The following is a 26772-nucleotide window of genomic DNA, read 5'->3' on the forward strand; positions in this document are numbered from 1 at the left end:
GCTAAGGTTTTTCAGGCGGGAAAATGCTGTCGTCGGTATGAACGCTGGCGGTTTTCTGTTGCGGCTCATAGCGGAAAACCCGTCCCCGTCCGTTATTTTTGGCGGTATAACAGGCCTTATCCGCCTGCGCCATGTACTCGCTGCCGCTGACGGTGGGGTCATTCATCTTCGTTAATCCGGCGCTGGCACCGATGCGGTAAATTTTGTCTTCCCAGATAAATTCGAACTGATTGATTTCACTCACCAGTTTGGAGAGGGTGTTCAAACCCTGTTCCACCGGACAATCAAATAAGATCAGCGCAAACTCATCGCCGCCCAGCCGCGCGAGGCGATCACTGTTGCGCATGTGTTCCTGCATCAGCGTACTGATCTGACGTAACAGTTCGTCACCGGCGGCGTGCCCGGCCGTGTCATTAATCGCTTTGAAATGATCCAGATCGATAAACGCCAGACAGTGCGACTGATGCGCAGTGGCTATCAGATTCAGTGCTTTTTTCAGGCTGGATTCGAAACTGCCACGGTTCGACAATCCGGTCAGTAAATCGTGGGACGCGCTGTAACTCAGCCTGCGCATCAGTTCGCGCGATCTGCTGACGTCCTGCAATACCAGCACGATGCCGATCGGTTCATCTTTTAACGTCCGCAGCGGAGACACCGCCAGCTGGACATCAAACAGACCGGTATGATGGCCGTGCAACACCAGCGAACGCTCAACGGAAGAGTGAAGATTTTCATTGATATCAAAATGCAGCAGATTATCGATTAGCGGACCATCCTGCCCTTTGCTGATGAGCACAATGCGGTTCACCGGCTGGCCCTGCGCCTGTTCCTCTGTCCATCCGGTCATTTTCTCCGCCACCGGATTCATGAACGTGATATTCATATTCCGGTCGGTGGAAATCACCGCCTCGTTGATGGAATTGAGGGTGATGTGCATGAGTTCTTTCTCTTCATGCAGCGCTTCCGAAAGACGCTTATTGGTCATTTCGGTATGTTTGAGCTCGTTGATATCTTCAATCTGAGAAATGAAATATAGCGGATTGTGTTCTTCATCACGCACCAGCGACACGGCGAGTAAAGCCCAAATCACTTCTCCGTTACGACACAGGTAACGTTTTTCCATGGTGTAGGTCTGGATTTCATCGTTAAGCAGTTGCTCCAGCATCGCCAGATCCTTGCCCAAATCCTCCTGATAAGTAATTTCCTGGAAGGTCAGCGTGGTGAGATATTCCGCCTCATACCCCAGCAGATTACACAGCGATTTATTGACCTGCAGCAGCCTGCCTTGCGGGGATACCAGCGCCATGCCGATTGCCGAGTATTCCATCGCGTTGCGAAAACGATTTTCACTTTGCGTGATATGCGATTTCTCTGCCCGAAGGGCGTGCATCGCCATCGCCATGGCGTTTGCCGGAGTCAGGATCAGCAGCAGTGGCAGGAAAATCAGCCCCTGAGGAATTTGCACGACGGTATGCGGCTGCACGGAAACAATGCCGCTGGTGTGCAGCAAGGCGATCATCAGCGTCATCGACAGGAAAATAATGAACGCTTCAATGCGGGGTAAACGGATGGCGCACCACAACAGCGGAATGGTGATAAAAGCGAAGGTATAAGGCAGCCATTTGAGCGCCAGAAAACCTGCCGCCAGCGTGATGATGAGCGTCAGAAGCAATCCGAAAAAACGCCCGGAAGTCAGGTTTTTCCTGAAATAACCGCGCTGATAAACCAGCCCGAGCGGGGTAAGCGCCAGGATTGCGACAGCTTCAGACATGAACCAGGTAGCAAAACGACTTTGCAATTCCACCGGCGATTGAATGTTCAGGATAAACAGGATCATGATCAAGGCGCTGACCAGCGGACAGAAAATGACTGCAACCATCAGGAATCTGACCCAGTAACCGAGGCCGGTAAGGGGATCCTGCTCCGGCAACAATCGCCGCAACAATGCCGCGCAAAATGCGGCTTCAAAAAGATTGTTAAGCAGATAAGGCAGATAGCGCAGGAAAGGCGTGCCCAGAACGGAATGTGCCGCTGCAATGCCCAATGCGCTGGCACACAGTAATGGCAGCCAGTCTCGGTAGCGATGGCGAAACAGAACCGGGATCATCAGCGCTGTTGGCAGCCACAAGCCAGCAAGGCTGGACGATTTCTGGATCACGTTCATACAGGCGAGCGCCAGCAGGCAGACAGAAATGCCTAACAGTACGTGAGATGTCCAGTTCGCCCGGCTTATTGTGATCGAGGGTGGTTTGCTTTTTTCCACGGTGAAAACCTTTTTCTGACTGGTGTTTGGATCCAGAACAGTTGTAGTGATGGTCGTTTTTGTATTTTTTATCACTCAGGCGTCACCATGAGCACAAACAATGACACGTACTATCAGTATCGGAAAAGCGTGACTAATTATTAATATAATTTTTACGTTACGTTGGAATAGTTGACGAATATTCCGGCCGGATGGCCGGAATAAGAGGGTCAGAGCAGAAAAATGGTGGCGAGGCCGAGGAAGATAAAGAATCCGCCGGTATCTGTCAGGGCGGTTATCATCACGCTGGAACCGACCGCAGGGTCGCGCCCCAGACGCACCATGGTCAGCGGAATAACCACGCCCATCAGCGCTGCCAGCAGCAGGTTCAGCACCATCGCCAGCGTCATTACGGCGCCCATTTCCCAGTCGCTGTACAGCAGCCAGGTCACCACGCCCATCAGTCCGCCCCAGACGAGGCCGTTAATCAGCGCGACGCCCAGTTCCCTGAACATCAGGAACTTCAGGTTACCGAGCTGGACATGGTGCAGGGCTAGTCCGCGGACAATCATGGTGATGGTTTGATTGCCTGTATTCCCGCCGATGCCGGCAACAATTGGCATCAGGGCAGCCAGCGCCACCAGTTGTGAAATCGTATGTTCAAACAAACCGATCACGCGCGACGCCACGAAGGCCGTACACAGATTGATCGCCAGCCACGCCCAGCGATTACGCACCGCTTTAGTGACCGGTGAAAAGACATCCTCTTCCGGGCTCAGCCCCCCCATGCGGCGTAAATTGCTGTCGGTGTCGTTATTGACGAAATCGACGATTTCTTCCACCGTCAGACGTCCCATCAGCTTGCCTTTTTTGTCCACCACCGGCGCGGTGATCAGGTCATAACGTTCGAACGCACTGGCGGCGTCTTCGGCTTTATCTTCCGGCTCAAAACTGGTGAGATCGGTGACCATGACGTCTGAAACCAGCGTATGCGGCGGGTTCAGCAAAATCGCCGTCAGTGGCAGTTCGCCTAATAACGTGTTTTTACGGTCAGTGATAAACAGCTTATCGGACGCTTCCGGGATGGCTTTATTCAGACGCAGAAAGCGCTGCACGGTGCCGAGAGAAACATCAGGGCGAACCGTCAGCAGCTCGAAGTCCATGATCCTGCCGACGCACTCTTTATTGAATTTCATCACCTCGCGCACTTTATCGCGCTGACGCGGATCCAGTGAGGTAAGCACGCGGCCCGTCAGGTCACGCGGCAGATATTCGGCCAGATAGACCTGATCATCCACATCCAGCAGAGACATGGTTTTCAGCAGGTCTTTATCGCTCATTTCCTCAATGAGACTGTCCCAGACGGTTTCAGAGACTTCGACCAGCGCCTTACCGCGGGCAGCGGGTTCAACCAGCCGCCACAACGCAAGGCGTTCGTGAATGGGTAACGCTTCCAGCACATCCGCCACGTCAGCGGCATGGAGTTTCTGCACCCGCGAGCTCAGCTCCGCGGTGTAATCCATCAGCCTGGCGCGGGTGGCATCATCAACGTCAATTTCTTCACCGAGAATGCTGTCAGCAAGATCATCGGTGTTAAGCAGGAGATCGAGGATCCGGCCACGACTCTCGGCGAGTTTTTGACCGTAACTTTTTGGTTTTTCGGCAGACATTCGGGATCCTTAGTCCTTATGGTAGCGGCAGGTTTTGAGTGTGCCGGTACAAGTTTTGTCGGAAGTCGGTTCCTGAGGTGCGACAGTTTGCCCATCTGTTTGCTGTTGTTTTTGGTTCTGATGGTGGGAATACGCGCCGATACCGGAATAGACCAGACGTCCTAACAAAATAATGAAGCTGATCGATAAAACGATTTTCGTCATTGTGATGTTGGTTTTTCGAGACATAATTTTATCGCTTAAGTAAATCGTTGCTCCGGTGGAAGGATGAAGAGCTGCAAATGATAACGTTTACAATATATAACACATCTAAACGAGCAGCCAGATAATCAAATAAAGGCGAATTTCCGTTACGTCCATTTTTGTAAACGAGTAATTTTCCTTTTTCCTGGGATTATTCTATATCACTGGATATAAAAACCATTTTGTTAGTCACGCGATGAATTTGTTTAAGATGATTTTTACGTTAAAACACAAAGATTGTGTTTAATGATCTGCATCAAGGGATTTAAGATAAGTAACATTAGAATTCAGTCTTATTTTGAAGCGTTGTACTCTGACCTCCGCTGTATTCTTTTTTCTTCAGTTATTTTGTGTGAAGTGACGTTTTTACTACGATAATTTTAGACGACGTCTGCAACTGCGGTTGTCAGCCAGCTTGTCTGGCGTCCGTTACACGATGAATCACTCACCGCGGCATGAAGTTCATGCGCAAAACTTAGATGGACTGAATGCGTAAAATTTTTTCCTGGCATGAGATTCGCCATAAATGGTGGGGACTTCCCATCATTTGCGCGCTGGTCTTGATCCCCGTTACCTCATGGCTTTCTCCGATCATATTCTTGCCTGAAGGTCGCACCTATCTGATTTATATGCCGTTGGCGACGTGTGTTGCGCTGCTGATGGTATTTGACTGGGCTGCATTACCCGGGATCGTCCTGACGTTGTTCCTGCGTTATTATTTCAGGGTCGGCGCAGAAATGGCGACGTTGCTGACGGTTATTTATTTCACCTCTCTTTTTCTGGCCTGGCTCGGATACCGCTGGCAGGCCGGAAATCGCTGGTCGGCGCCATTAGGTCTGATGAATCTGGCGTGGATGCGTGTCGGCTGGTTGCTGGTTTTCCTCACAGTCTTCTTCATGACCGTACTGCAGATTGTGGTGGAAAGCGGGTTGCTGCCGGGTTATCTGGGGCTGGTCACGGCTGATTTTGTGACGTTGCGGACACTCATCAATTTGCAGGCGATGATCATCGGCATTTTGCTCAATTCGCACGTTATTTACCTGGTGATCCGCATGATTCGCCAGCCCCGCTACTGGCGCGTGTTGCGGATGATGTTGCGTAAGCAGCGGGCGCCGGGCGTGAAAACCACCGAAATGGTGGTCTGGTTTCTGGTCATGGCCACCATGGTCACGCTGCTCAGCGTGCCCAGTATAAGCGAGCCGTTCACAAAAATTTTGCTGAGTGATTACACTCTGACGCTGCTTTTCCCTGTGATGCTGTTCGGGGCGTTACGCTATGGCTATTACTTCATCAGTATCGTATGGAGTATTACGCTCACTGTATTATTCTACAATTATCAGGGGTTTATCTCAGAAACCGGCTTTGTCCATAATCTGGTCTTTGTCTCAGCGCTGATGCTGGTTTACACCATTACGCTGTTGCTGATGTCGGCGCTTTCTTCGCGCCAGCGACTGCTGATGAAAAAATTCAGATCAGCCGCCTTGCTGGATCCGGTGTTTGGTTTGCCTAATCTGCGTGCCTTTAACCGCGATTTAGCCCGCCATCCGCGTTCCATGCTTTGTTTCATCCGCGTGTCGGATATGGACGTTCTCAGCCGTAACTACGGGATGCAGCTGCGGATCCAGTTCAAACAGCAACTGGCGGTCGGGCTCAAACCTTTCCTTCAGTCCGGCGAGCGTGTGTATCACTTACCCGGCTATGATCTGGTTCTGCGCCTGAACTGTGAAGATGCAGATATGAAATTGCAGGGGCTGCATGATTATCTCGAGGATTTCCGCCTGCTCTGGAACGGGTTGCCGTTGCATCCCAACATTGGTTTGTCGTACTGCACGGTATATTCGCCAGTCGAGCATCTGCCTATTTTGCTGGGTGAACTCAGTGGTATTGCAGAAGTTTCACTGACCACCGGTCAGCCTGAGTCGAATAAAAGCGACCACAGTCAGGTTCAGCTGGAGATCAGAGACAAAGTCGACATGCTGCACAAAATTCAGCGTGCTTTAGATGACGACCGCTTTGTTCTGATGGCTCAGCCGATACTGGGCGTTCGCGGCGACAGCTATTACGAAATCCTGCTGCGCATGTTTGATGGTTCGCAGGATACCCTGATCACGCCGGATAAATTCCTGCCGGTAGTTCACGAATTCGGGCTGTCTTATCAGATGGATATGTGGGTACTCCGGCATGCGCTGATGTTTATTAATCAGAACCGTGTACGTCTGCCGAGCCTGCGTTTTGCCGTGAATTTCACGCCATCGACGTTATGTCGTCCGACGTTCACCCGCGATTTTAAATCGCTGATGCTGGAATATGAAATTGAGCCGTTCCAGATCGTTCTGGAAGTCACCGAATCGCATCTTTTGCAGAATATGAAATATGCCGACTTCGCGATGCGGGAACTGCGTGCTTATGGCTGCCGGATTGCAATAGACGATTTTGGCACCGGTTACGCCAGTTACGGACGTCTGAAAGCTATTCAGGCCGACATCCTGAAAATTGACGGCAGTTTTGTGCGCAATATGCTCACCGATTCACTGGATGCTTACATTGTGCAATCTATCTGCCAGGTCGCACGTATGAAGCATCTGTCTATTGTGGCGGAGTATGTGGAGACGGAAGAACAGAAAGCCGCGCTCCATGCGCTGGGCGTCGATTACATGCAGGGATATCTGGTGGGTAAACCGGAGCCACTGGCCACATTGCTCGATTTCCCTGCTACCTGATTTCGCGGGGGATTGGGGCATAGAAAATAAAAAGCCCTCTGAGTGGACTGACCCCATAAAGTTGGACAGTTCATGTTAAGCGGCTTTCAGGGCCTGGGTTCGGTATTCTACCGGACTCAACCCTTTTAATTTCAGGCTTATTCTTTCGTTGTTGTAGTAATGGATATATCCCTCTATCGCCTCCCTCAGTTCCCTGAGACTCCCGAACTGGCTCAGGTAAAAACACTCCGATTTCAGCGTACCGAAGAAGTTCTCCATTACAGCATTATCCAGGCAGTTTCCTTTACGCGACATACTTTGCGTTATGCCCTCTGCCTTTAATTTTGCCTGATAGGCTGCCATTCGATACTGCCAACCCTGATCCGAGTGCAACAACGGGGCATCTTCTGGACTGAGCTTTGCGAACGCATCACGCAGCATGGTATTCACCATTTCCATCACCGGTCTTTCCGACAGGCTGTATGAGATGATTTCCCGGTTAAAAAGATCGAGAACCGGTGACAGGTACAACTTTTTACCCTGTATCGAGAACTCTGTAACATCCGTAACCCACTTTTCGTTGGCTTTTGATGCACTGAAGTCCCGACTCAGGATGTTGGAGGCTGCCTTGCCCGCTTCCCCTTTCCAGGCGCGATATTTCTTCACCCTGATAAGCGACCGGAGCGACACCTCTGCCATCAGCCGCTGTACTGTTTTATGGTTCACCAGCAGCCCCTGCTTTCTCAGTGAGAGCGTGATCCTGCGGTAACCATAACGCCCTTTATGATGGTGGTATATCTCTCTGATTTTGTCTTTCAGTCCGGCATGCCTGTCCACTCGCTTCAGCGCGTTCACATTGTGATACCACGTACTGCGGGACATCCCCGCTGCACGCAGAAGGTCACTAAGCGCATAATTACGCCTTAGTTCACTGATTATTGCGGCTTTTTGCCGTTTTTCTCGCTTTGAACTAAGGCCTTTAGCTTTTTTAGGTAGGCATTCTCTGCACGCAGGTAACGGAGCTCAGCCCGCAGCTCTTCGGGAGATAACTTTTCCAGCGCCTCATCGGTAAGTGGGGATGCTTTTTTGGGTTTTGTCATGCCTTTGCTCCGGCCGGGTTTTATGCTCAGAAGTCCATTCTCACCAGCGTCTTTGTAGACATTAACCCAGTGCCGGACGACGGTCTCGTTTGAGATATTAAACCGTGCGGCAGCTTCGCGCATTGAAAGTTCTTCACCGAGAACAGTCCGGACAACAGCAATCCGGAATGCCGGAGAATGGCGGTCATTTTTCCAGGTAATGCCATCAATACCGTGTAATTGCCAGGCTCTGACCCAGCGACGAACGGATGTTCTTTCGACACCAAAACGTTCTGCGGTCCGTTGTGTCCCGTCATTGCCGTAGAGGTAATGGCTGACCACAGCCATTCTGGTTTCGAGGGTATATTTTGGCTTCGCCATAAAAAACTGCACCTTACTCAGTTGGGTGTCCAACTTTTGGGGTGCAGTCCAGAGCACGTTGTGCCGGAGGGCTTTTTTACTGCGACAAACGAATTAGTCTTCCGTGGCGCCGTCTTCTTCTTCTTCGAGCATCAGTTTCCAGCCCGTGACGTCATCCCAGTAGCTCTGTTCTTTTTCAAAATCCAGCTGAACCAGGTTGTTCTGCGCCAGATAGCCGGCCGGGAAACGCAGCGTCCAGTGATTATCATCGGTAGATAACCGCAGGGATCCCGGCGTGGTTGTGGACTGGCGCTGGTTATTGAGTAATGCGCCAAGACGCAGCAACTGGATCAGCGGAATGTAGTGCTTCTTCTTAAACAGATTCAGGCGTGGCAATTCTTCCAGCTTGATGGCTTTACGATGGAAACGCACCAGCGTCGCCAGCAGCGTTTGCTGTTCCTGATTAAAGCCCGGCAAATTAGTGTTTTGCAGGATATAAGAAGAGTGGCGATGCATTCCGGTGTGGTTAATGCTCAGACCCACTTCATGCAGCATGGCGCTGAATTTCAGCAGTGATTCCAGCTGTGGCTGCACCAGTTTGGTATTTTGCGCTAACCACTGGCTGTATAGCTGCTCGGTGGTTTCCAGCACGCGGCGTGCCTGTTCCCGGTCGATATTGTAATGGTCGGCCAGACTTTTTGCGGTACGCGTGCGGATGTCCTGATGACGGAAACGACCCTCCATCTCATACAGCACACCTTCACGCAGCGCGCCGTCTGAAAGACGCAGCTCTTTGACAGCCAGCGCATCAAATACGCCACGCAAAATCGCCAGTCCCGGCACAAACACTGACTGACGGTCTTCTGATAAGCCCGGTAAATCCAGATCACTGAATTTTTTGAAATCCAGCACCGCTTCGGTCAGCATTTCGAGACGTTCAGGGGTGATCAGTCCATCTTTCTCCCCCATTGCGACCAGCACTTCGTAAGCCGCTTTGATACTGCCGGACGCGCCCAGCGCATACTGCCAGCCTTGCAGACGGTACTGCCAGGCCAGTGTTTCCAGCTTCTGTGCGGCAGCGAGTTGCGCGCGTTTGAAGTTGCTGCGACTGATTTCGCCTTCCGGGAAAAACATCTGCGCAAAACTGACACAGCCCATACGGCGGCTTTCTGCCAGCAAAGGTTCGAAATCTTCGCCGATGACCAGTTCCGTAGAACCGCCCCCGATGTCGATGACCAGCTTGCGACCTTTTTCCGGCTGCGTGTGTTCAACACCCATAAAAATCAGACGGGCTTCTTCCTGTCCGGAAATAATTTCAATCGGGTAGGGGATCACTTCTTTCGCACGCCTGAGGAACTCCTCGGCGTTCACCGCCTGACGCAGGGTATGCGTGCCGACGATGGTGACGTTGCTGTCCGGAAAACCTTGCAGACGTTCTGCAAATAAAGCCAGGCAATCCAGCCCACGTTGCATGGCTTCTTCACTGAGCACACTTTTATTGTCGAGACCATCGGCCAGATGAACGCGTTGTTTCAGGCGACCTAAGACCTGCATCGCGCCGTTAACCACGCGCGCGATGACCATATGGAAACTGTTCGATCCGAGATCGATAGCCGCAATTTCCTGTGGCTTGGCGTTCATTGGGCTGTTTTTAAGGGGCATAGTTGTGTAGCGCTCCAGAGATTCAGGCTTGCTGACTTTGTTGTTCCAGATCTTTCAGATATTCGTAAATCGCCAGCTGCGCACGCACTTTGCGACGATTTCCGCGTGGAACATACCGGTTGCTCAGTTCTTTATCAATCACTCTGGCTTTTACCGTGTCACTAAACAGCAGTTCGAGAATATCCAGAACGCGCTGTTTAAGGCGTGGATCGAGCAGGGCGACAGCAACCTCAATTCGGTAATCGATATTACGGGTCATCCAGTCAGCAGAAGACAGGAATACTTTGGTATCGCCACCATTTTCAAAGACATAAACACGGTCGTGCTCAAGATAGCGGTCAATAATACTGGTCACCTGAATGTTTTCGCTAAAGCCCGGTAAATTAGGGACCAGCGAACACATACCGCGGATAAGTAAACGGATTTTCACCCCGACGTTAGACGCGACGTACAGGCGGTCGATCAGTCCTTTATCCACCAGATTATTGATTTTCAGCGTAATACCGCCTGTGCCGCCAGCCTGTACATTGGCAATTTCTTTGTCGATCAGGCGATACAACATGTCGCGCGAGTTTTGCGGCGACACCATCAGATGTTCGAAAGAGACCGGACGGTAAGGGTTCTCAATAAAGTTAAACACCCGGCGGACTTCGTTGGTGATGCGCGCATCCGCGGTGAGCAGCGAATAGTCGGTATAAAGGCGGGCGGTTTTCTCGTTAAAGTTACCGGTCCCAATATGAGCATAGCGGACAATTTCATCGCCTTCGCGGCGGGAAATAAGAAAGAGTTTTGCGTGAATTTTCAGGCCCGGCGCAGAGAAAATAACGTGTACACCGGCTTCTGTCAGACGTTTCGCCCAGTGAATGTTGGCTTCTTCATCAAAGCGCGCCTGAAGTTCGACGACGACGGTCACTTTCTTACCGTTGTGCGCCGCGTGGATCATCGATTCGATGATGCGTGAATCTTTCGCAACGCGGTAAATATTAATTTTTATGGATAAAACGTTCGGATCGAACGACGCCTGGCGCAGCAGCTCCAGCACGTGTTCAAACGTATGATACGGATAATACAGCAGCACATCCTGCTCGCGGATCGCCGCAAAGCCGTTGCGGAATTTATCGAACCATAAATGGCGCAGGCGTGGCAGCGGGCGGTTGACCAGATTGGCTTTACCGACATTCGGGAAACTGATGAAATCTTTAAAGTTATGGTAACGGCCACCGGCGATCACGGAATCATAGTTCGAGATACCCAACTTGCCGCGCAGTAATTCGACCATTTCATCGGGCATATCGCGCTGATAAACAAAACGCACCGGCTCGGCGGTCAGACGCTGTTTCAGGCTCGATGACATCAGTTCCAGCAGGCTCGATTCCATTTCCGTGACCAGATCGTATTCGGCGTCACGGGTCATTTTCATCGAATAGGCATTCAGCGCGTCGTAATCAAAGAAGCCTTTGAAAATATCGTCCAGGCAATAACGCAAAATGTTATCAAGCAGGATCATTGGTTTGCGGCGGCGCGGAGCTTCCGGCGGCAGATTGACGAAGCGCGGCACTTTATCTGAAGGAATTTCCAGCAGCGCATAGTGAATTTCTTCGCCACGGATAATTTCGACCGCCAGATAGGTGTAATCGTCTTTGAGGAACTGCACCAGATTGGTGTCGTGATTAATCAGAATGGGCGTGATGTGCTGGCGCAGATGATGTTTGAAATACTGACGCAACCAGGCTTGCTGATTCTCAGAAACCTGCCGTTCGTTAATCAGGAAGATCTGATTACGCGCCATTTCCAGCAGCAAATCGTTGTAAAGGCTGTCAAATTCCTGATCAATACGCAGAACTTTCGCCTGAATTTTTTTCAGTAAATGACGGGAAGCACCCAGAAAGCCTTGTTCTTCACTGATGAGGATCCGTCGCTTTAAATCGGCAAAACGGACTTTATAGAACTCATCCAGATTATTGGAGTAGATCCCTAAAAAACGCATCCGTTCGATCAGAGGATTGCTTTTGTCTGCCGCTTCCTGCAACACGCGCTCATTGAAGGACAGCCAGCTTAGTTCTTTCTCGATATAAAGCTTTTCCTGACCCATTTTCACTCCGTTCATTTAGCTTGCAACCTGGCCCATACAGGCAAATTTGCCCGAAAACACCGCAATTTAGCTCAGCTTATTCCTCGTGTTACGGGCCATATTTTCAGGTCAGCGCAACAGGAAGCTGTCAGTGAGAGGGGCCTAGTGTCTGCTATCAATATTGCGAAAGATTGACAGGAAAGTCCAACATAACTGGGGATGATTTCAGGAGAGTTTATATCAGGGGAATAAATGAGAGAAAAAGGCAGGAAAAGTCTTACCGGTGAAGGAGTTCTTTTCCCCTCACCGGTAATGTATGGCCTGATTTTTACTGCGCTAAACAGTACAGCACTAAACTATACAGCACTAAACTATACAGCACTAAACTACACAGCGCTGGCGCCAATCAGTGATTCAGTTTTGACCTGAACCGGTTTGGTTTTGTACTTCGCCAGGAATTGCGGCTGGAAAATACACATGCGGATGGCGCTGCGGTATTCCCCGTTCACAAAGAATTCCTGTTTCAGTTCACCTTCGATCTCAAACCCTAATTTGCTGTAAATGTGGATCGCCTTTTTATTTTCTTTATCCACGATTAAATACAGTTTGTAGAGGTTCAGAACAGAGAAGGCATAATCCATCGCCAGACGCACGGCATCACCGGCAAAGCCTTTGCCCTGATGTTGCGGGTCAATGATTATCTGAAATTCCGCGCGGCGGTGAATATGATTAATTTCCACCAGCTCCACTAAGCCGACCGGTCCGCTTTCGAATTCTATAATAAAGCGGCGTTCGCTCTGGTCATGGATGTGTTTGTGATACAAGTCGGTCAGTTCGACGAAAGCCTCGTAAGGTTCTTCAAACCAGTAACGCATGATGCTGGCGTTATTATCAAGACGGTGAACAAACGACAGGTCGTCCTTTTCCAGTGGACGTAATCTGACGCTGTTATGGCTAAACATGGGGTGTTCCTCAACTATAAAAGCCGTTTTATGAGGGTAACCTTCGTAAATATGAGGTCTGAAACAACCGTGTTTCAGATGAAGGTCGGCGCACAAACGACGTTTAAACGTGCGCCGGGATGTGCATTATATCGGGTGAAATGTAAACAAATGTCAAATGATGGAAAATAAAAAACCGGCACGTGGCCGGTTTATAGTGAAATCGTGAGGCGAGAGCAGATTAATCTTCTGCGTATCCGCGCTCACATAGCGGATTGTTATCCAGAAACGCCTGACCGTTTTGCAGTGATAAACGTCCGTCAACAAACCAGCTGACCACCAGCGGATAAATACTGTGTTCCTGCGTTTGCACGCGGGCAACCAGCTCTTCTTCCGTATCCTCAGCAAAAACAGGCACTTTGGCCTGTAAAATCACCGGGCCGCCATCAAGTTCTTCCGTCACGAAATGTACGGACGTGCCGTGTTCGGCATCCTGATTTTCAATCGCCTGACGGTGAGTATGTAAACCCGGATATTTCGGCAGCAGGGAAGGGTGGATGTTAATCATGCGCCCTGCAAAGCGCTGAACGAATTCGGCGCTCAGGATCCGCATGTAACCGGCGAGAACCACCAGAGAGGGCTTAAAGATTTCAATAGCGTCAGCCAGTGCAACGTCAAAGGCGATGCGATCTTCGTAAGCTTTTACATCCAGCGCATGTGCCGGAATATCGGCTAAACGGGCTCTTTCAAGCCCGTATGCAGCGATTTTATTACTGAAGACTGCACTGATTTCTGCGTTGATTCGTCCCTGCTGGCAGGCATCGATCAGGGCCTGTAAGTTGCTTCCCTCGCCCGATACCAAAACCACAATCCTTTTCATATCCCTACCTGTCGTCTTCAGTGAATAGAGTGACCTGACTGATTACTCAATAACGACGCGCTCAGCGGAGTCAGAGGCCTTAACATAGCCAATTTTCCACGCTTTTTCACCCTTGTCATTCAGTAACGCAATGGCCTGGTCGGCAAGTTCTGCCGGAAGTGCGACCACCATGCCCACGCCACAGTTAAAGGTGCGGTACATTTCGTGACGGCTGACGTTACCGGTAGTCTGCAACCAGGTGAAGACGTCCGGCCACTGCCAGCTGGCTTCTTCGATGATGACCTGAGTGTTTTCCGGCAGTACGCGCGGAATGTTTTCCCAGAAGCCGCCACCGGTCAGGTGAACGATACCGTGAACGTCCACGTTTTCGATCAGATTGAGGATCGACTTCACGTAAATTTTGGTCGGTGCCAGCAGGTGATCGGCCAGGGATTTGCCTGCCAGCGTGGTGGTTTCCGGGTCAGTGTTGCTGACTTCCAGAATTTTGCGCACCAGGGAGTAACCGTTGGAGTGCGGGCCACTGGCGGCGAGGCCGATCAGCACATCGCCGTCAGCCACTTTGCTGCCGTCGATAATTTCTGATTTTTCCACTACGCCAACACAGAATCCGGCGACGTCGTAATCTTCGCCGTGGTACATGCCCGGCATTTCAGCGGTTTCGCCGCCGACTAACGCACAGCCAGACTGTTTACAGCCTTCTGCAATACCGGTGATCACACTGGCGGCGATATCGACGTCCAGTTTGCCGGTGGCGTAATAATCGAGGAAGAAGAGGGGTTCAGCGCCCTGAACGATCAAATCGTTGACGCACATCGCGACCAGGTCGATACCGATAGTATCGTGGCGCTTTAAATCCATCGCCAGACGCAGCTTAGTGCCAACGCCGTCGGTACCCGAAACCAGCACGGGTTCACGATATTTTTGCGGCAGCGCGCAGAGAGCACCAAAACCCCCTAATCCACCCATAACTTCCGGGCGACGGGTCTGTTTTACTACACCTTTAATGCGATCTACCAATGCGTTACCGGCATCGATATCTACGCCTGCGTCTTTATAGCTGAGAGAGGTTTTGTCGGTCACTGCGAAGTCCCCACGGCGGTTTGGGTTGGTGGTTGAAGAATAAAGCGGGGCAATTCTAACAGTGGAAGCAAACGTTTGCGAGCGCCTTATTCAGAGTCACTATCTATACTTAAAGATACCACACTTAGCCGAAGTCATTGGCGTTGCAGCAAGGCAGCAAACGAGCGAATCCCGATGAGCTGACTTGAGTCAGTGATTCGGGTGAGAGAGAGCCGCTAACGCAGCTGCGGCTTCAATGAAGAAGGATAAGTTGATTTGGATCAGGCTAATTGGTATGGCGTTCAAAAAAAATGGCGTTATAATCTCGCGATTTTTTTTTGCAGCTCAACCACCTTAGGAGAATAAATAATGAAGATCGTCGAGGTGAAACACCCGCTGGTGAAACACAAGCTGGGCCTGATGCGTGAAAACGACATCAGCACGAAACGTTTTCGCGAACTGGCTTCTGAGGTGGGAAGTCTGCTGACGTATGAAGCGACTGCCGATTTAGAAACTGAAAAAGTCACCATCGAAGGCTGGAATGGCCCGGTGGAAATCGATCAGATCAAAGGCAAGAAAATTACTGTCGTGCCAATCCTGCGTGCCGGTCTGGGCATGATGGAAGGCGTACTGGAGCACGTTCCGAGTGCGCGTATCAGCGTCGTCGGCGTGTACCGTGATGAAGAAACCCTGAAACCTGTGCCGTATTTCCAGAAGCTGGTTTCTAACATCGAAGAACGTCTGGCGCTGGTCGTTGACCCGATGCTGGCCACCGGTGGTTCTATGATTGCCACCATCGACCTGCTGAAAAAAGCCGGCTGCCAGAGCATTAAAGTGCTGGTGCTGGTTGCCGCACCGGAAGGGATCGCCGCTCTCGAAGCCGCGCACCCGGACGTTGAACTCTACACCGCCTCGGTGGATCAGGGGCTCAACGAGAAAGGCTACATCATCCCGGGGCTCGGTGATGCGGGCGACAAGATATTTGGTACGAAGTAAATAAGCGTTTAGCCGACTAATCAGTCGGCTTTTTTTTGCTCGTCATACTTCAGGCTGCAGATGCGTTGGCTGCGCCCGTTCACCCCGGTCACATAGCTATCTATGCTCCCAGGGACTCACGGGCTTGCCGCCTTCCTGCAACCCGAATTATTTCGAGCAAAGGGTTCGGTTTAATACAACATCACACCATTGAGAGGATCACATTCATGACCCGTCGTGTCATCGGGGTAAGCGAACGTCCGCCATTGCTGCAGACAATCCCCCTGAGTTTCCAGCATCTGTTTGCCATGTTTGGTGCCACCGTTCTGGTTCCCATTCTGTTTAAGATAAACCCGGCAACGGTGCTGCTGTTCAATGGCATAGGGACTTTGCTGTATTTATTTGTCTGTAAAGGGAAGATACCGGCGTATCTCGGCTCGAGTTTCGCGTTTATTTCACCTGTGCTGTTGCTGTTGCCGATGGGGTATGAAGTGGCGCTGGGCGGATTTATTGCCTGCGGTTTACTGTTCTGTCTGGTGGCGCTGATAGTTAAGAAAGCCGGGATTGGCTGGATCAACGTGATGTTCCCGCCCGCGGCGATGGGTGCAATCGTGGCCGTCATCGGGCTTGAACTGGCCGGTGTCGCAGCGAATATGGCCGGATTGCTGCCTGCCGATGGCGCAACCGTGGATTCCACCACCATCACCATTTCTCTGGTGACGCTGTCGGTGACGATTCTGGGTTCCGTACTGTTCCGCGGTTTCCTGGCGATTATCCCGATCCTGATTGGCGTGCTGGTCGGTTATGCACTCTCGTTCTTCATGGGCGTAGTGGATGTTTCTGCTATTGAAAACGCACACTGGTTCGCGCTGCCAACTTTCTACACGCCGCGTTTTGAATGGGTGGCTATCCTCACCATCCTGCCTGCAGCGCTGGTGGTGATTGCTGAGCACGTCGGGCATCTGGTCGTGACGGCAAACATCGTGAAGAAAGATTTGCTGCGGGATCCGGGTTTGCACCGTTCGATGCTGGCGAACGGTCTGTCGACCGTGCTGTCCGGTTTCTTCGGTTCAACGCCAAACACCACCTACGGCGAAAACATCGGCGTGATGGCGATCACCAAGGTTTACAGCACCTGGGTTATCGGCGGCGCGGCAATCCTGGCTATTCTGCTTTCCTGTATCGGGAAACTGGCGGCGGCCATTCAGGCGGTGCCGGTACCGGTGATGGGCGGCGTCTCGCTGCTGCTTTACGGCGTGATTGGCGCTTCGGGGATCCGCGTACTGATTGAATCGAAAGTCGATTACAACAAAGCGCAGAACCTGATCCTGACTGCGGTGATCCTGATCATCGGCGTCAGCGGAGCGAAGATCCACATCGGTGCTGCTGAGCTGAAAGGCATGGCGCTGGCGACGATCGTCGGTATCTTCCTGAGCCTGTTGTTCAAAGTGATTGAGATTTTCCGCGGCGAAGAACAGATCATTGACGTGGAAGATGAGCGGGAAAATCCGCCAGTCTGACCGTGATCATTCCTGACCGTCAGGCACCTGCTTGCCGGTCAGGTGCTCGGATCGCAAGCGGTTGCACCGGGTACAGTTCATTTCACGACGGATCCTTGCTAGAATTCGGCAGTTCCTTTTATTGACGTGACAACATCTGCGGTCTTTATGCCGCTTCGGTTGAGGTGCTTCTGAATACGCCGGCACAGCTTTCCCTGCCACTTTATCTACCCGATGATGAAACCTTTGCCAGTTTTTATCCGGGGGAAAACCCTTCTCTGCTATCTGCCATTCAGAGCGCATTGCATCAGGAACACGGCACCTATATTTATTTCTGGTCACGCGAGGGCGGCGGCCGCAGCCATCTGTTACACGCAGCTTGCGCAGAATTATCGCAGCGCGGCGAAGCGGTGGGATATGTGCCTTTAGACAAGCGGGCTTATTTCGTGCCGGAAGTGCTGGACGGCATGGAGCATCTGGCGCTGGTGTGTATCGATAATATCGAAGGCATTGCCGGTGATGATGAATGGGAAGCCGCTGTTTTCCATCTCTATAACCGCATTCTTGAAACCGGTCGCACGCGTCTGTTTATTACCGGCGATCGTCCTCCGCGTCAGCTGAATCTCAGCCTGCCGGATCTGGCTTCCCGTCTCGACTGGGGGCAAATCTACAAACTTCAGCCACTTTCCGACGAAGAAAAACTTCAGGCATTGCAGTTACGCGCCAAACTGCGCGGCTTTGAATTGCCGGAAGACGTGGGCCGTTTCCTGTTAAAACGGCTGGACAGGGAAATGCGTACGCTGTTTATGACGCTCGATCAGCTCGATCGCGCATCTATCACCGCGCAACGCAAACTGACGATCCCGTTCGTGAAAGAAATTCTCGGGCTGTGAGCGGAAGGCTTTAATGGGAAAGGACAGCCGGGTTCGTGAACCGAACCCGAATGTACTGGCGGGGTTATAAAATCTCTTTAAACTGTTCCGGCGGACGACCTAAACGCGCTTTGCCGTTGGCAACCACAATCGGACGTTCAATCAGCCGCGGATGATCCGCCATTGCCTGTAACAGTTGTTCCTCGCTCAGGTCTTTATCTTTAAGATTCAGATCCTTATAAATCTGCTCGCCTTTGCGCATCAGTTCCCGCGCCGAGCTAAAGCTCAGCAGCCCCAGCAGTTCTTTCAGCTTATCCACCGACGGCTGAGTTTCCAGATACAAAATCACCTGCGGCTCAATGCCTTCTGCTTCCAGTAATTTCAGAGTCTCACGGCTTTTTGAACACGCCGGGTTGTGGTAAATCGCGACATCATGTGGCATTAAAATTTCTCCATTCTGGCGCTGAAATCAGCCTTTCTGATACTGACGGAATCGCCCCTGCAACTGACGAAGCTGGTCGATGCGTGCGTCGTAACGGGCCTGTTCCAGACTGCCTAGTTTTTGTAATGCGCTGGCGTTGCTCAGCATTTCAATCGCCTGATCCAGACGGCCAATTAACGCCATGCTTTCCGCTCTGGCGGCCAGTTCCTGCGCACGCAAACCCTGCGCCGCAGCGGCCTGAGATAACAGATCCCAGCCATTCGGATCACCCGGGTAATTGAAAGTATAGCGGTTGAGGATCTTCATGGCATTGGCCGGTTTCGCCCCTTCGAGGTAAGCGTTGGCCAGATTGAGCTGAAGTACCGGATTTGAGCTGGTCGCCGCACCCGCCTGTTCCAGACGCGCAATAGCCTGCGGTGCACGTTTGCTCTCGATATCGGTATCGGTCGCTAAATCCAGCAACCATTCGTTGCCGGGATTTTGTGCCAGCAGCGGCTCGAGGATCGCCCGTGCCTGATCGTATTTTTTAGCTTTGTAGAATTGCAGCGCATGGCCGTATTTTGCTGCCAGCTGCTCACGGATATTGCCGTTGCTCAGCTTCAGTAAATAATCATCGCTCAGCGGGAAACTGTCGGAACCGTACATCCCCAATATGCGCACTTTCGCCATGGTGTAATCTTGTGAAGATTGCACAATCGGGTGCGGCATCTGGTTGGCGCGGTTGCGGATATCGGCCAGACGGCTGTCGGGTAACGGGTGCGTCAGCAGCATTTCCGGCGGGCGGGTCGAATAGCTGGCCTGATCGGCCAGTTTTTGCAGGAAGGCGGGCATGGCCTGCGGATCAAATCCGGCACGCTGCAAAACCTGAATGCCGATACGGTCCGCTTCCTGCTCATTGCCTTGCGTGAAGCTGATCATGCCTTGCTGCGTGCCTGCCAGCGTACCGGTCAGCGCTGCCATGCCCATTTGCGGGCTGGCCATCGCCAGCAGGATAGAGCCCAGTGCGCCCACCCAGGTCAGCGGGGCGTTGCGCTGCTGATCTTCCATCGCGCGCGCCAGATGGCGCTGGGTCACGTGGGAAATTTCGTGCGCCATAACGGAAGCCAGCTGGCTCTCATTATCGGTATAACGGAACAGGGAAGAGTGGATCACCACGTTGCCGCCAAAGAAAGCAAAGGCGTTCAGTTCATCGTTATTGACGATAAAAAAATGAAAAGGAGTACGGACGGAATAAGCGTGTGCTACCAGCCGCTGGCCAAGTTCATTGACGTACTGATTAAGCAGCGGATCGTTTATCAGCGGCGTGCTGGCGCGCATCTGACGGACGTAAAAATCGCCCATCTGCAGTTCCTGATTGATGCTCAGCGTGCCGCCTGCGGTGGTACCGATATCGGGTAACTGGTCGCTTACCGGCGGAGCCAGGGGTGAACTGGTTTTGGCAGAACTCACCGGCGTTGACCAGAATGAACTGTCATCCGCACCTGCGGGCAGAATAGAGCCTGTGAGCAGGCTGCCCAGACACAGGGCAATCACCGTTTTTTTCAACCGCATGACCATAAACATTTGCTTCCCAATAAGTGAACCGCGATACCGATGAGCTTTGCGAGCCTTTCTTCCATGATCAGTGAGTCAGACCATTATTTTCTGACGCTTTTCTTTGCGCCTGTCTCTATAGTAGCTATCCTCGTGAGAGTTTAAAACACTGTGCAGCTACAGTTGTATGACAACGAATTTTTTAGATAGTTACTTGTGTCTGCGCGCGCAGGGAACATACAGCGCACACCCGCCAGAACAGGAAACTACAGGAGCGTTCTCTGATGTTGGACATGTTGTTACAGTGGTATCGCCGTCGCTTTACCGATCCCCAGGCCATTGCGCTGCTGGCCATCCTGGTCGCGGGTTTTTGTATTCTTTATTTTCTTAATGGCATTCTTGCTCCGCTTCTGGTGGCGATTGTTCTGGCGTATTTACTGGAATGGCCAACTGTTCGTCTGCAACATGTCGGGCTTTCCCGCACGCTTTCCGTCAGCGTCGTGCTGATTATTTTTGCCGGTATTTTACTGCTCGGCATGTTCGTCATTGCACCGGTTACCTGGCAACAGGGCGTGAATCTGATGACAGATTTGCCCAGTATGCTTAACCGTTTTTACGATTTTGCCGCCACGTTACCCAAGCGTTATCCGGCGCTGGTCGATGCCGGTATCATCGATATGATGGCCGAAAACATGCGCAGCAAGTTATCCGGGCTGGGCGAGTCTGTGGTGAAATATTCACTGGCCTCGCTGGTTGGCTTACTGACGCTGGCGATTTACCTGATTCTGGTGCCGATGATGGTGTTCTTCCTCCTCAAAGATAAAGAGCAGATGCTCAATGCCGTGCGTCGCGTGCTGCCACGCGATCGCGGGCTGGCCGGACAGGTTTGGGTGGAGATGAATCAGCAAATTACTAATTATATCCGCGGTAAAGTGCTGGAGATGATCATCGTCGGTGTCGCCACTTATCTGGTATTTGTGGTGATGGACATGCGTTACTCGTTGCTGATGGCGGTGCTGGTGGGCATATCTGTGCTTATCCCGTATATCGGCGCGATGCTGGTGACCATTCCGGTGGTGATTGTGGCGATGTTCCAGTGGGGACTCGGCGCGGATTTCTGGACGCTGATTGTCGCGTATCTGGTCGTTCAGGGACTCGATGGTAACGTGATTGTGCCGCTGCTGTTCTCAGAGGCGGTAAACCTGCATCCGCTGGTGATTATTCTGGCGGTTGTCGTGTTTGGCGGGCTGTGGGGATTCTGGGGTGTATTCTTTGCAATACCGCTGGCGACGCTGGTCAAAGCCGTGGTTCACGTCTGGCCGGATGAATCACTGAACGAAACGGTCTGAGAACCGGCTCTGAGTGAAAAATAAAAAAGCGCGTCTGCGCTTTTTTTTATGAACGTTTGTCAGGCGTGAGAGATCAGGCAGACTTCTCGTTCAGATAGGCCATCACGATGTCATGGTGGTTAGTGGTTTTGAAGTCGTCGAACACTTTCTCGACCTTGCCATTGCCGTCGAGCAGGAAGCTGATGCGATGGATGCCGTCGTAGGTTTTACCCATAAAGGATTTTTCACCCCAGACGCCAAACTGCTCGCAGACCTGATGATCTTCATCGGAAAGCAACGTGAAGTTCAGCAGCTCTTTTTCAGCAAAACGCGACAGTTTTTCTGGCTTATCGGTGCTGATCCCCAGCACTTCGACGCCTGCACTTTTCAACTGATCCATGTTATCGCGCAGTCCGCAGGCCTGTACCGTACAACCCGGGGTCATGGCTTTTGGATAGAAATAGACCAGGACACGCTGTCCCTGGAAGTCGGCCAGATTAATTTGTTCACCATCTTGATCGGGTAAACTAAATTGCGGCGCAGGATCACCGGCTTTCAGTGGGCTCATTGTCTTTCTCCGTATCTTTCAGCTGTTACTGCAGTTTATCTTCATTCTCAGAATAACTAACGACGTTAATACTGCCTTGCGCTTTCAGTTCTGTACATAGCTGATGAAACGCCTGCTCAATAATTGCCGGATCGGTATTTGCCGCGCTGTGCGCCGTGATCTGAATAGAAAGCTGCGCGGGCAACGTGGCGTCCGCCGGACGGGTTTTTGACGCAAGTTCGGCGATATTCATCTGATGCGTATCGAATAAATCGGTAAAACGCTCAATCAGATGCGGCGAGTCTTTGACTTCCACTTTCACCCACACAGTTGCCGGCATCGGCGGGCGCTCATGCGCGCTGGTGCGTTTCATCACAATCAGCAATTCAAGCTCCGCCCCTTTTTGCGGCAGGGTGGATTCAATCAGGGTGATGGCGTTCCAGCTGCCGGAAAGCAGCATGATGAACGTAAACTCATCGCCCAACATTGCCAGCCGGCTGTCTTCGATATTACAGCCGCAGCTGCTCACCTGACGGGTAATAGTGTTGACGATACCAGGGCGATCGGCACCCAATGCGGTGATGACCAGATAATGTTGTTGTGGCTGCGGCAAAATGGGTCTTCCTGTCGTGCTTTGGAGTATTCCCAAGGTAAACATAAAAAAAACCGCCGGACAAGCGGTTACCGCTCGTTGATTGCTTGCTTTTGCAGTGGTGTCAAAAGTACCATGAGTGACCTGTTTGTGGAGGGGAAGGTCAATGTTTACGGGAAGTATTGTTGCACTGGTTACGCCGATGGACACCAAAGGTGCCGTCGATCGCGCAAGTCTGAAAAAACTGATTGATTATCATGTGTCCAGTGGTACTGCGGCGATCGTTTCCGTTGGCACAACCGGAGAGTCAGCAACGCTGAGCCACGAAGAGCATGGTGACGTGGTCTTACAAACACTGGAACTGGCCGACGGCCGCATTCCGGTGATCGCAGGCACAGGTGCAAATGCCACCGCTGAAGCGATTTCTCTGACGCAACGTTTTGAAAAAAGTGGCGTTGTTGGCTGCCTGACAGTCACCCCTTATTACAACCGTCCGACTCAGGAAGGCCTGTATCAGCACTTCAAAGCTATCGCTGAAAACACCTCCCTGCCGCAAATTCTCTACAACGTGCCTTCACGTACCGGCTGCGATATGCTGCCGCCGACCATCGCGCGTTTAGCAAAATTGAAGAATATTGTTGCTGTTAAAGAGGCAACAGGGAACTTAAGTCGTGTTAGTCAGATCCAAGTGCTGGTTGATGATGAAGATTTCATTCTGCTGAGCGGCGATGACGCCAGTGGTCTGGACTTTATGCAGCTGGGTGGCAAGGGCGTTATTTCCGTTACTGCTAACGTCGCTGCCCGTGAAATGGCACAACTTTGTGAGCTGGCTGCTCTTGGCAATTTTGCCGAGGCGCGTCGCCTGAATCAGCGCCTGATGCCTTTGCATCAGAATTTGTTTGTAGAAGCAAACCCAATCCCGGTGAAATGGGCCTGTAAGGCACTGGGTTTGATGGCAACCGATACGATGCGTCTGCCTATGACGCCGTTAACAGATGCTGCCCGTCCGGTCGTGGAAGAAGCATTAAAAAGCGCCGGTTTGCTGTAACTCTTAGGAAGATTTGATGGCCTCTTTATTTGACAAGAATAGTTTCCAGATGACCCGATTGCAGAAAACAGCCGTAGCAAAAGTCGTGGGTGTTTCCCTGATTATGCTGCTGGCTGCATGTTCCAGTGACCAGCGCTACAAGCGCCAGGTGAGCGGTGATGAAGCCTACCTGGATGCGCCCGCGCTGCATGAGCTGAAAGCACCATCAGGCATGATCCTGCCAGTGCAGAACGGCACTTATGATATTCAGCAAGGCGCAATGCAGGGCGCGGTAGGTAAGCAGCTCGACATTCGTCCACCTGCCCAGCCGCTGGCATTGCTGAACGGTTCTCAGACTCAGTTCTCCGGCGACACCAGTACCGTGCTGCTGGAAAACACGCCGCAAAACCGTGATTTGTGGAACAACGTCGTTAAAGCTGTTGAGCAAAATAAATTCAAAATTGCCAACCGTGATGACGCGAACCAGACGCTCTCCACCGATTTCATTGACTGGAATCGTGCGGATGAAGACTTCCAGTATCAGGGCCGTTATCAGATCAGCGTGAAACAGCAGAGCTACCAGCTGGCACTGACCGTGAAAACGCTTGAGCTGAAACAGCAAGATAAAGCGGTGACGTCTACTGCCGAAATCCAGCGCTACAACAGCCAGATGATGAACGCCATCACGGCGAACCTGGATAAAGTGCAGCAGGATACTCAGGCGCGTCTCGATAACCGCCGCGTAGGTGAAATCGACGTCCAGAGCGGCGCTGATGATACCGGCTTACCGGTGCTGATCGTCCGTTCATCTTACGGTGTGGTCTGGGATCGTCTGCCTAATGCCCTGGCGAAAGCCGGCATGAAAGTGACCGACAGCAGCCGTCCGCAAGGTACAATGTCTGTGACTTACAAACCGCTGAATGACGATGCGTGGCAGACACTGGGTGCGAAAGATCCGGGCCTCAGCTCCGGTGATTACAAACTTCAGGTTGGCGACCTCGACAACCGTAGTAGCTTGCAGTTCCTTGATCCGAAAGGACATGCTCTCAGCCAGTCGCAGAACGACGCGATGGTGGCGGTCATGCAGGCCGCGTTTAGCCAGAGCAGCGCAAAATAATACCAAGGGGCTCCGGCCCCTTTTTACATCTGTTTTTTCCACTGGAGTAAGTAAAGATGCAAAAGTTAGCTGAGTTGTATCGCGGCAAGGCGAAAACCGTCTACACCACCGAAAACCCGGACCTTCTGGTACTGGAGTTCCGTAACGATACGTCAGCACTGGATGGTCAGCGTATTGAGCAGTTCGACCGTAAAGGTATGGTTAACAACAAATTTAACCATTTCATCATGGCTAAGCTGGAAGAAGCCGGTATTCCTACGCAAATGGAACGCCTGTTGTCTGACACTGAAGTGCTGGTGAAAAAACTGGATATGGTCCCGGTTGAATGCGTTATCCGTAACCGTGCTGCTGGTTCGCTGGTAAAACGTCTGGGCATTGAAGAAGGTCTGGAACTGAACCCGCCGTTGTTCGACCTGTTCCTGAAAAACGATGCGATGCACGATCCGATGGTCAACGAGTCTTACTGCAAAACGTTTGGCTGGGTGAACGAAGAAAACCTCGCACGCATGAAAGAGCTGAGCTACAAAGCCAACGACGTGCTGAGCAAACTGTTTGATGATGCCGGTCTGATCCTGGTCGATTTCAAACTGGAATTCGGTCTGTTCAATGGTGAAGTGGTGCTGGGTGATGAGTTCTCACCAGACGGCAGCCGCCTGTGGGATAAAGAAACCCTGAACAAGATGGACAAAGACCGTTATCGCCAGAGCCTCGGTGGCCTGATTGAAGCCTATGAAGAAGTGGCTCACCGTATTGGTGTGAAACTGGACTAAGCGGCGCGTTATTTTTTTAGCCAGACTGCGCAATCGTTTACGCGGTGCACACTTAACGGGTGATGGTCTCCGTCACCCGTTCTCTTCCCTGCATTTAATTTTCCTGTTTTCACACTGATTCCTTTCATTTAATCCCTTCGTCACTAAAATTACGTCCTTTCGCAGATGGTATTAACTGCGTGTGCTGGCTAGTCTTAAAAAAACAGGTTGGAGGTATCTATGCGTTGGCAAGGGCGTCGCGAAAGCGACAATGTAGAAGACAGACGCGGACAGGGATCTAACGGCGGCGGCGGTTTAGGTGGCGGGGGGATGCGTCTGCCTATCCGTGGCAAAAGCGGCATTGTTATTATCATTGTGGTGCTGGTTGCCGGTTATTACGGTATCGACCTCACTCCGCTGATTGACGGCGGACAGTCCGGCGGTATGCAGCAACAGACACAGTCACAATCCATCAGCCCGAAAGATGATGAGCAGGCAAAATTCACCTCGGTGATCCTCGCCTCAACGGAAGACACCTGGAAAGAGATTTTCCAGAAGCAGGGCATGACTTACCGTGAGCCGAAACTGGTGGTGTATCGCGGCGCAACCCGTACCGGTTGCGGTACCGGCCAGTCGGTGATGGGCCCGTTCTACTGCCCGGCGGACAGCACGGTGTATATCGATTTGTCTTTCTATCAGGAATTGCAGAACAAACTCGGCGCGGGCGGTGATTTTGCGCAGGGCTATGTGGTCGCGCACGAAGTCGGTCACCATGTGCAGAACTTGCTGGGTACTGAGCGTAAGGTTCGCGAGATGCAGCAGGGCGCATCGCAGACGGTGGTGAATCAGCTGTCGGTGAAAATGGAATTGCAGGCTGACTGCTACGCCGGTGTCTGGGGACACGCCATGCAACAGCAAAACGTTCTCGAAGAGGGAGACCTGAAAGAAGCGCTGGATGCTGCGCGTGCCATCGGCGATGACCGTTTACAGCAGCAAAGTCAGGGACGCGTTGTGCCGGACAGCTTCACACACGGTACGTCTGAACAGCGTTATACCTGGTTCAAACGCGGATTTGATACCGGTAATCCTGACCAGTGCAACACCTTCGCCAGCCGCTGATTAACAGGCAATAAGCGCTGGTCTGCTGCCAAAAACTGTTCAATAATCAATGACCGATCCAGAGAG

General features: G+C 51.8%; 22 protein-coding genes. 9 read left to right on the forward strand and 13 right to left on the reverse strand.

What is annotated here, in order from left to right; genetic code table 11:
* Window position 1: 1 nt before the first annotated feature.
* The 3 genes from CKQ54_RS09135 to CKQ54_RS09145 all read right to left on the reverse strand — a co-directional run bounded on the left by CKQ54_RS09135 (window position 2) and on the right by CKQ54_RS09145 (window position 4140).
* Window positions 2-2338 carry a PAS domain S-box protein gene (locus CKQ54_RS09135; RefSeq protein ID WP_244220189.1) on the reverse strand — a complete coding sequence of 779 codons (2337 nt, stop codon included), beginning with the start codon at window positions 2336-2338 and terminating at the stop codon, window positions 2-4.
* A 134-nt stretch (window positions 2339-2472) separates the two neighbouring features.
* Entirely contained in the window at window positions 2473-3912 is a 1440-nt protein-coding gene (mgtE, locus tag CKQ54_RS09140) for a magnesium transporter (RefSeq protein ID WP_120164065.1), read from the reverse strand.
* A gap of 9 nt (window positions 3913-3921) precedes the next feature.
* Window positions 3922-4140, reverse strand: coding sequence for a YfgG family protein (locus tag CKQ54_RS09145; protein ID WP_112287568.1), 219 nt, complete (start codon window positions 4138-4140; stop codon window positions 3922-3924).
* A gap of 503 nt (window positions 4141-4643) precedes the next feature.
* On the opposite strand from CKQ54_RS09145, the gene CKQ54_RS09150 reads away from it, so the two are divergent.
* Window positions 4644-6875: a sensor domain-containing phosphodiesterase gene (locus CKQ54_RS09150; protein WP_120164066.1), complete on the forward strand. Its 2232-nt coding sequence runs from the start codon at window positions 4644-4646 to the stop codon at window positions 6873-6875.
* Window positions 6876-6950: 75 nt separating this feature from the next.
* Here the strand turns inward: CKQ54_RS09150 and CKQ54_RS09155 are convergent.
* The 6 genes from CKQ54_RS09155 to purM all read right to left on the reverse strand — a co-directional run bounded on the left by CKQ54_RS09155 (window position 6951) and on the right by purM (window position 14927).
* A protein-coding gene (locus tag CKQ54_RS09155; protein ID WP_120349673.1) for an IS3 family transposase occupies window positions 6951-8314 on the reverse strand; the annotation gives its coding sequence in 2 pieces (ribosomal slippage) (window positions 6951-7825 and window positions 7825-8314; 1365 coding nt in all).
* A gap of 93 nt (window positions 8315-8407) precedes the next feature.
* Complete coding sequence (gene ppx, locus CKQ54_RS09160; protein ID WP_120160249.1) at window positions 8408-9955, reverse strand: exopolyphosphatase; 1548 nt, start codon at window positions 9953-9955, stop codon at window positions 8408-8410.
* A gap of 22 nt (window positions 9956-9977) precedes the next feature.
* On the reverse strand, window positions 9978-12047 hold the full coding sequence (gene ppk1, locus CKQ54_RS09165; protein ID WP_112287571.1) for a polyphosphate kinase 1: 2070 nt from the start codon (window positions 12045-12047) through the stop codon (window positions 9978-9980).
* A gap of 365 nt (window positions 12048-12412) precedes the next feature.
* Entirely contained in the window at window positions 12413-12988 is a 576-nt protein-coding gene (gene speG / locus CKQ54_RS09170; protein ID WP_112287572.1) for a spermidine N1-acetyltransferase, read from the reverse strand.
* Between the two features lie 220 nt (window positions 12989-13208).
* Window positions 13209-13847 carry a phosphoribosylglycinamide formyltransferase gene (gene purN, locus CKQ54_RS09175; protein ID WP_120160251.1) on the reverse strand — a complete coding sequence of 213 codons (639 nt, stop codon included), beginning with the start codon at window positions 13845-13847 and terminating at the stop codon, window positions 13209-13211.
* 42 nt (window positions 13848-13889) lie between these two features.
* Entirely contained in the window at window positions 13890-14927 is a 1038-nt protein-coding gene (purM, locus tag CKQ54_RS09180) for a phosphoribosylformylglycinamidine cyclo-ligase (protein WP_120160253.1), read from the reverse strand.
* A 348-nt stretch (window positions 14928-15275) separates the two neighbouring features.
* Between purM and upp the strand changes: the two genes are divergently transcribed.
* The 3 genes from upp (at window position 15276) to hda (ending at window position 18273) form a co-directional block, all read left to right on the forward strand.
* Window positions 15276-15902: a uracil phosphoribosyltransferase gene (upp, locus tag CKQ54_RS09185; RefSeq protein ID WP_095925026.1), complete on the forward strand. Its 627-nt coding sequence runs from the start codon at window positions 15276-15278 to the stop codon at window positions 15900-15902.
* Window positions 15903-16108: 206 nt separating this feature from the next.
* Window positions 16109-17401: a uracil permease gene (gene uraA / locus CKQ54_RS09190; RefSeq protein WP_120160254.1), complete on the forward strand. Its 1293-nt coding sequence runs from the start codon at window positions 16109-16111 to the stop codon at window positions 17399-17401.
* A 164-nt stretch (window positions 17402-17565) separates the two neighbouring features.
* Window positions 17566-18273 (forward strand): DnaA inactivator Hda, encoded by a 708-nt coding sequence (hda, locus tag CKQ54_RS09195; RefSeq protein ID WP_013576559.1) that lies wholly within the window; start codon window positions 17566-17568, stop codon window positions 18271-18273.
* Between the two features lie 64 nt (window positions 18274-18337).
* Here hda and arsC read toward each other — a convergent pair whose 3' ends face one another.
* Window positions 18338-18694 (reverse strand): arsenate reductase (glutaredoxin), encoded by a 357-nt coding sequence (arsC, locus tag CKQ54_RS09200; protein ID WP_120160256.1) that lies wholly within the window; start codon window positions 18692-18694, stop codon window positions 18338-18340.
* A 27-nt stretch (window positions 18695-18721) separates the two neighbouring features.
* Window positions 18722-20251 (reverse strand): beta-barrel assembly-enhancing protease, encoded by a 1530-nt coding sequence (gene bepA / locus CKQ54_RS09205; protein WP_165929022.1) that lies wholly within the window; start codon window positions 20249-20251, stop codon window positions 18722-18724.
* A gap of 260 nt (window positions 20252-20511) precedes the next feature.
* Between bepA and CKQ54_RS09210 the strand changes: the two genes are divergently transcribed.
* Complete coding sequence (locus CKQ54_RS09210) at window positions 20512-21576, forward strand: AI-2E family transporter (RefSeq protein ID WP_120160260.1); 1065 nt, start codon at window positions 20512-20514, stop codon at window positions 21574-21576.
* A 73-nt stretch (window positions 21577-21649) separates the two neighbouring features.
* Here CKQ54_RS09210 and bcp read toward each other — a convergent pair whose 3' ends face one another.
* A complete protein-coding gene (gene bcp / locus CKQ54_RS09215) occupies window positions 21650-22123 on the reverse strand; it encodes a thioredoxin-dependent thiol peroxidase (RefSeq protein ID WP_112287579.1) in 474 nt (157 codons plus the stop codon).
* Between the two features lie 25 nt (window positions 22124-22148).
* Window positions 22149-22715, reverse strand: coding sequence for a glycine cleavage system transcriptional repressor (locus tag CKQ54_RS09220; protein ID WP_120160262.1), 567 nt, complete (start codon window positions 22713-22715; stop codon window positions 22149-22151).
* Between the two features lie 145 nt (window positions 22716-22860).
* Here CKQ54_RS09220 and dapA point away from each other — a divergent pair, with 145 nt between their 5' ends.
* The 4 genes from dapA (at window position 22861) to ypfJ (ending at window position 26706) form a co-directional block, all read left to right on the forward strand.
* A complete protein-coding gene (dapA, locus tag CKQ54_RS09225; protein WP_095925033.1) occupies window positions 22861-23742 on the forward strand; it encodes a 4-hydroxy-tetrahydrodipicolinate synthase in 882 nt (293 codons plus the stop codon).
* Between the two features lie 16 nt (window positions 23743-23758).
* Window positions 23759-24838 carry an outer membrane protein assembly factor BamC gene (gene bamC, locus CKQ54_RS09230; protein ID WP_120160264.1) on the forward strand — a complete coding sequence of 360 codons (1080 nt, stop codon included), beginning with the start codon at window positions 23759-23761 and terminating at the stop codon, window positions 24836-24838.
* 56 nt (window positions 24839-24894) lie between these two features.
* Window positions 24895-25608 (forward strand): phosphoribosylaminoimidazolesuccinocarboxamide synthase, encoded by a 714-nt coding sequence (gene purC / locus CKQ54_RS09235; protein ID WP_015698209.1) that lies wholly within the window; start codon window positions 24895-24897, stop codon window positions 25606-25608.
* A gap of 219 nt (window positions 25609-25827) precedes the next feature.
* On the forward strand, window positions 25828-26706 hold the full coding sequence (ypfJ, locus tag CKQ54_RS09240) for a KPN_02809 family neutral zinc metallopeptidase (RefSeq protein WP_120160266.1): 879 nt from the start codon (window positions 25828-25830) through the stop codon (window positions 26704-26706).
* Window positions 26707-26772: the final 66 nt, after the last annotated feature.

Origin of the sequence: Rahnella variigena (genome assembly GCF_003610915.1) — a bacterium.
Lineage (GTDB): Bacteria > Pseudomonadota > Gammaproteobacteria > Enterobacterales > Enterobacteriaceae > Rahnella > Rahnella variigena.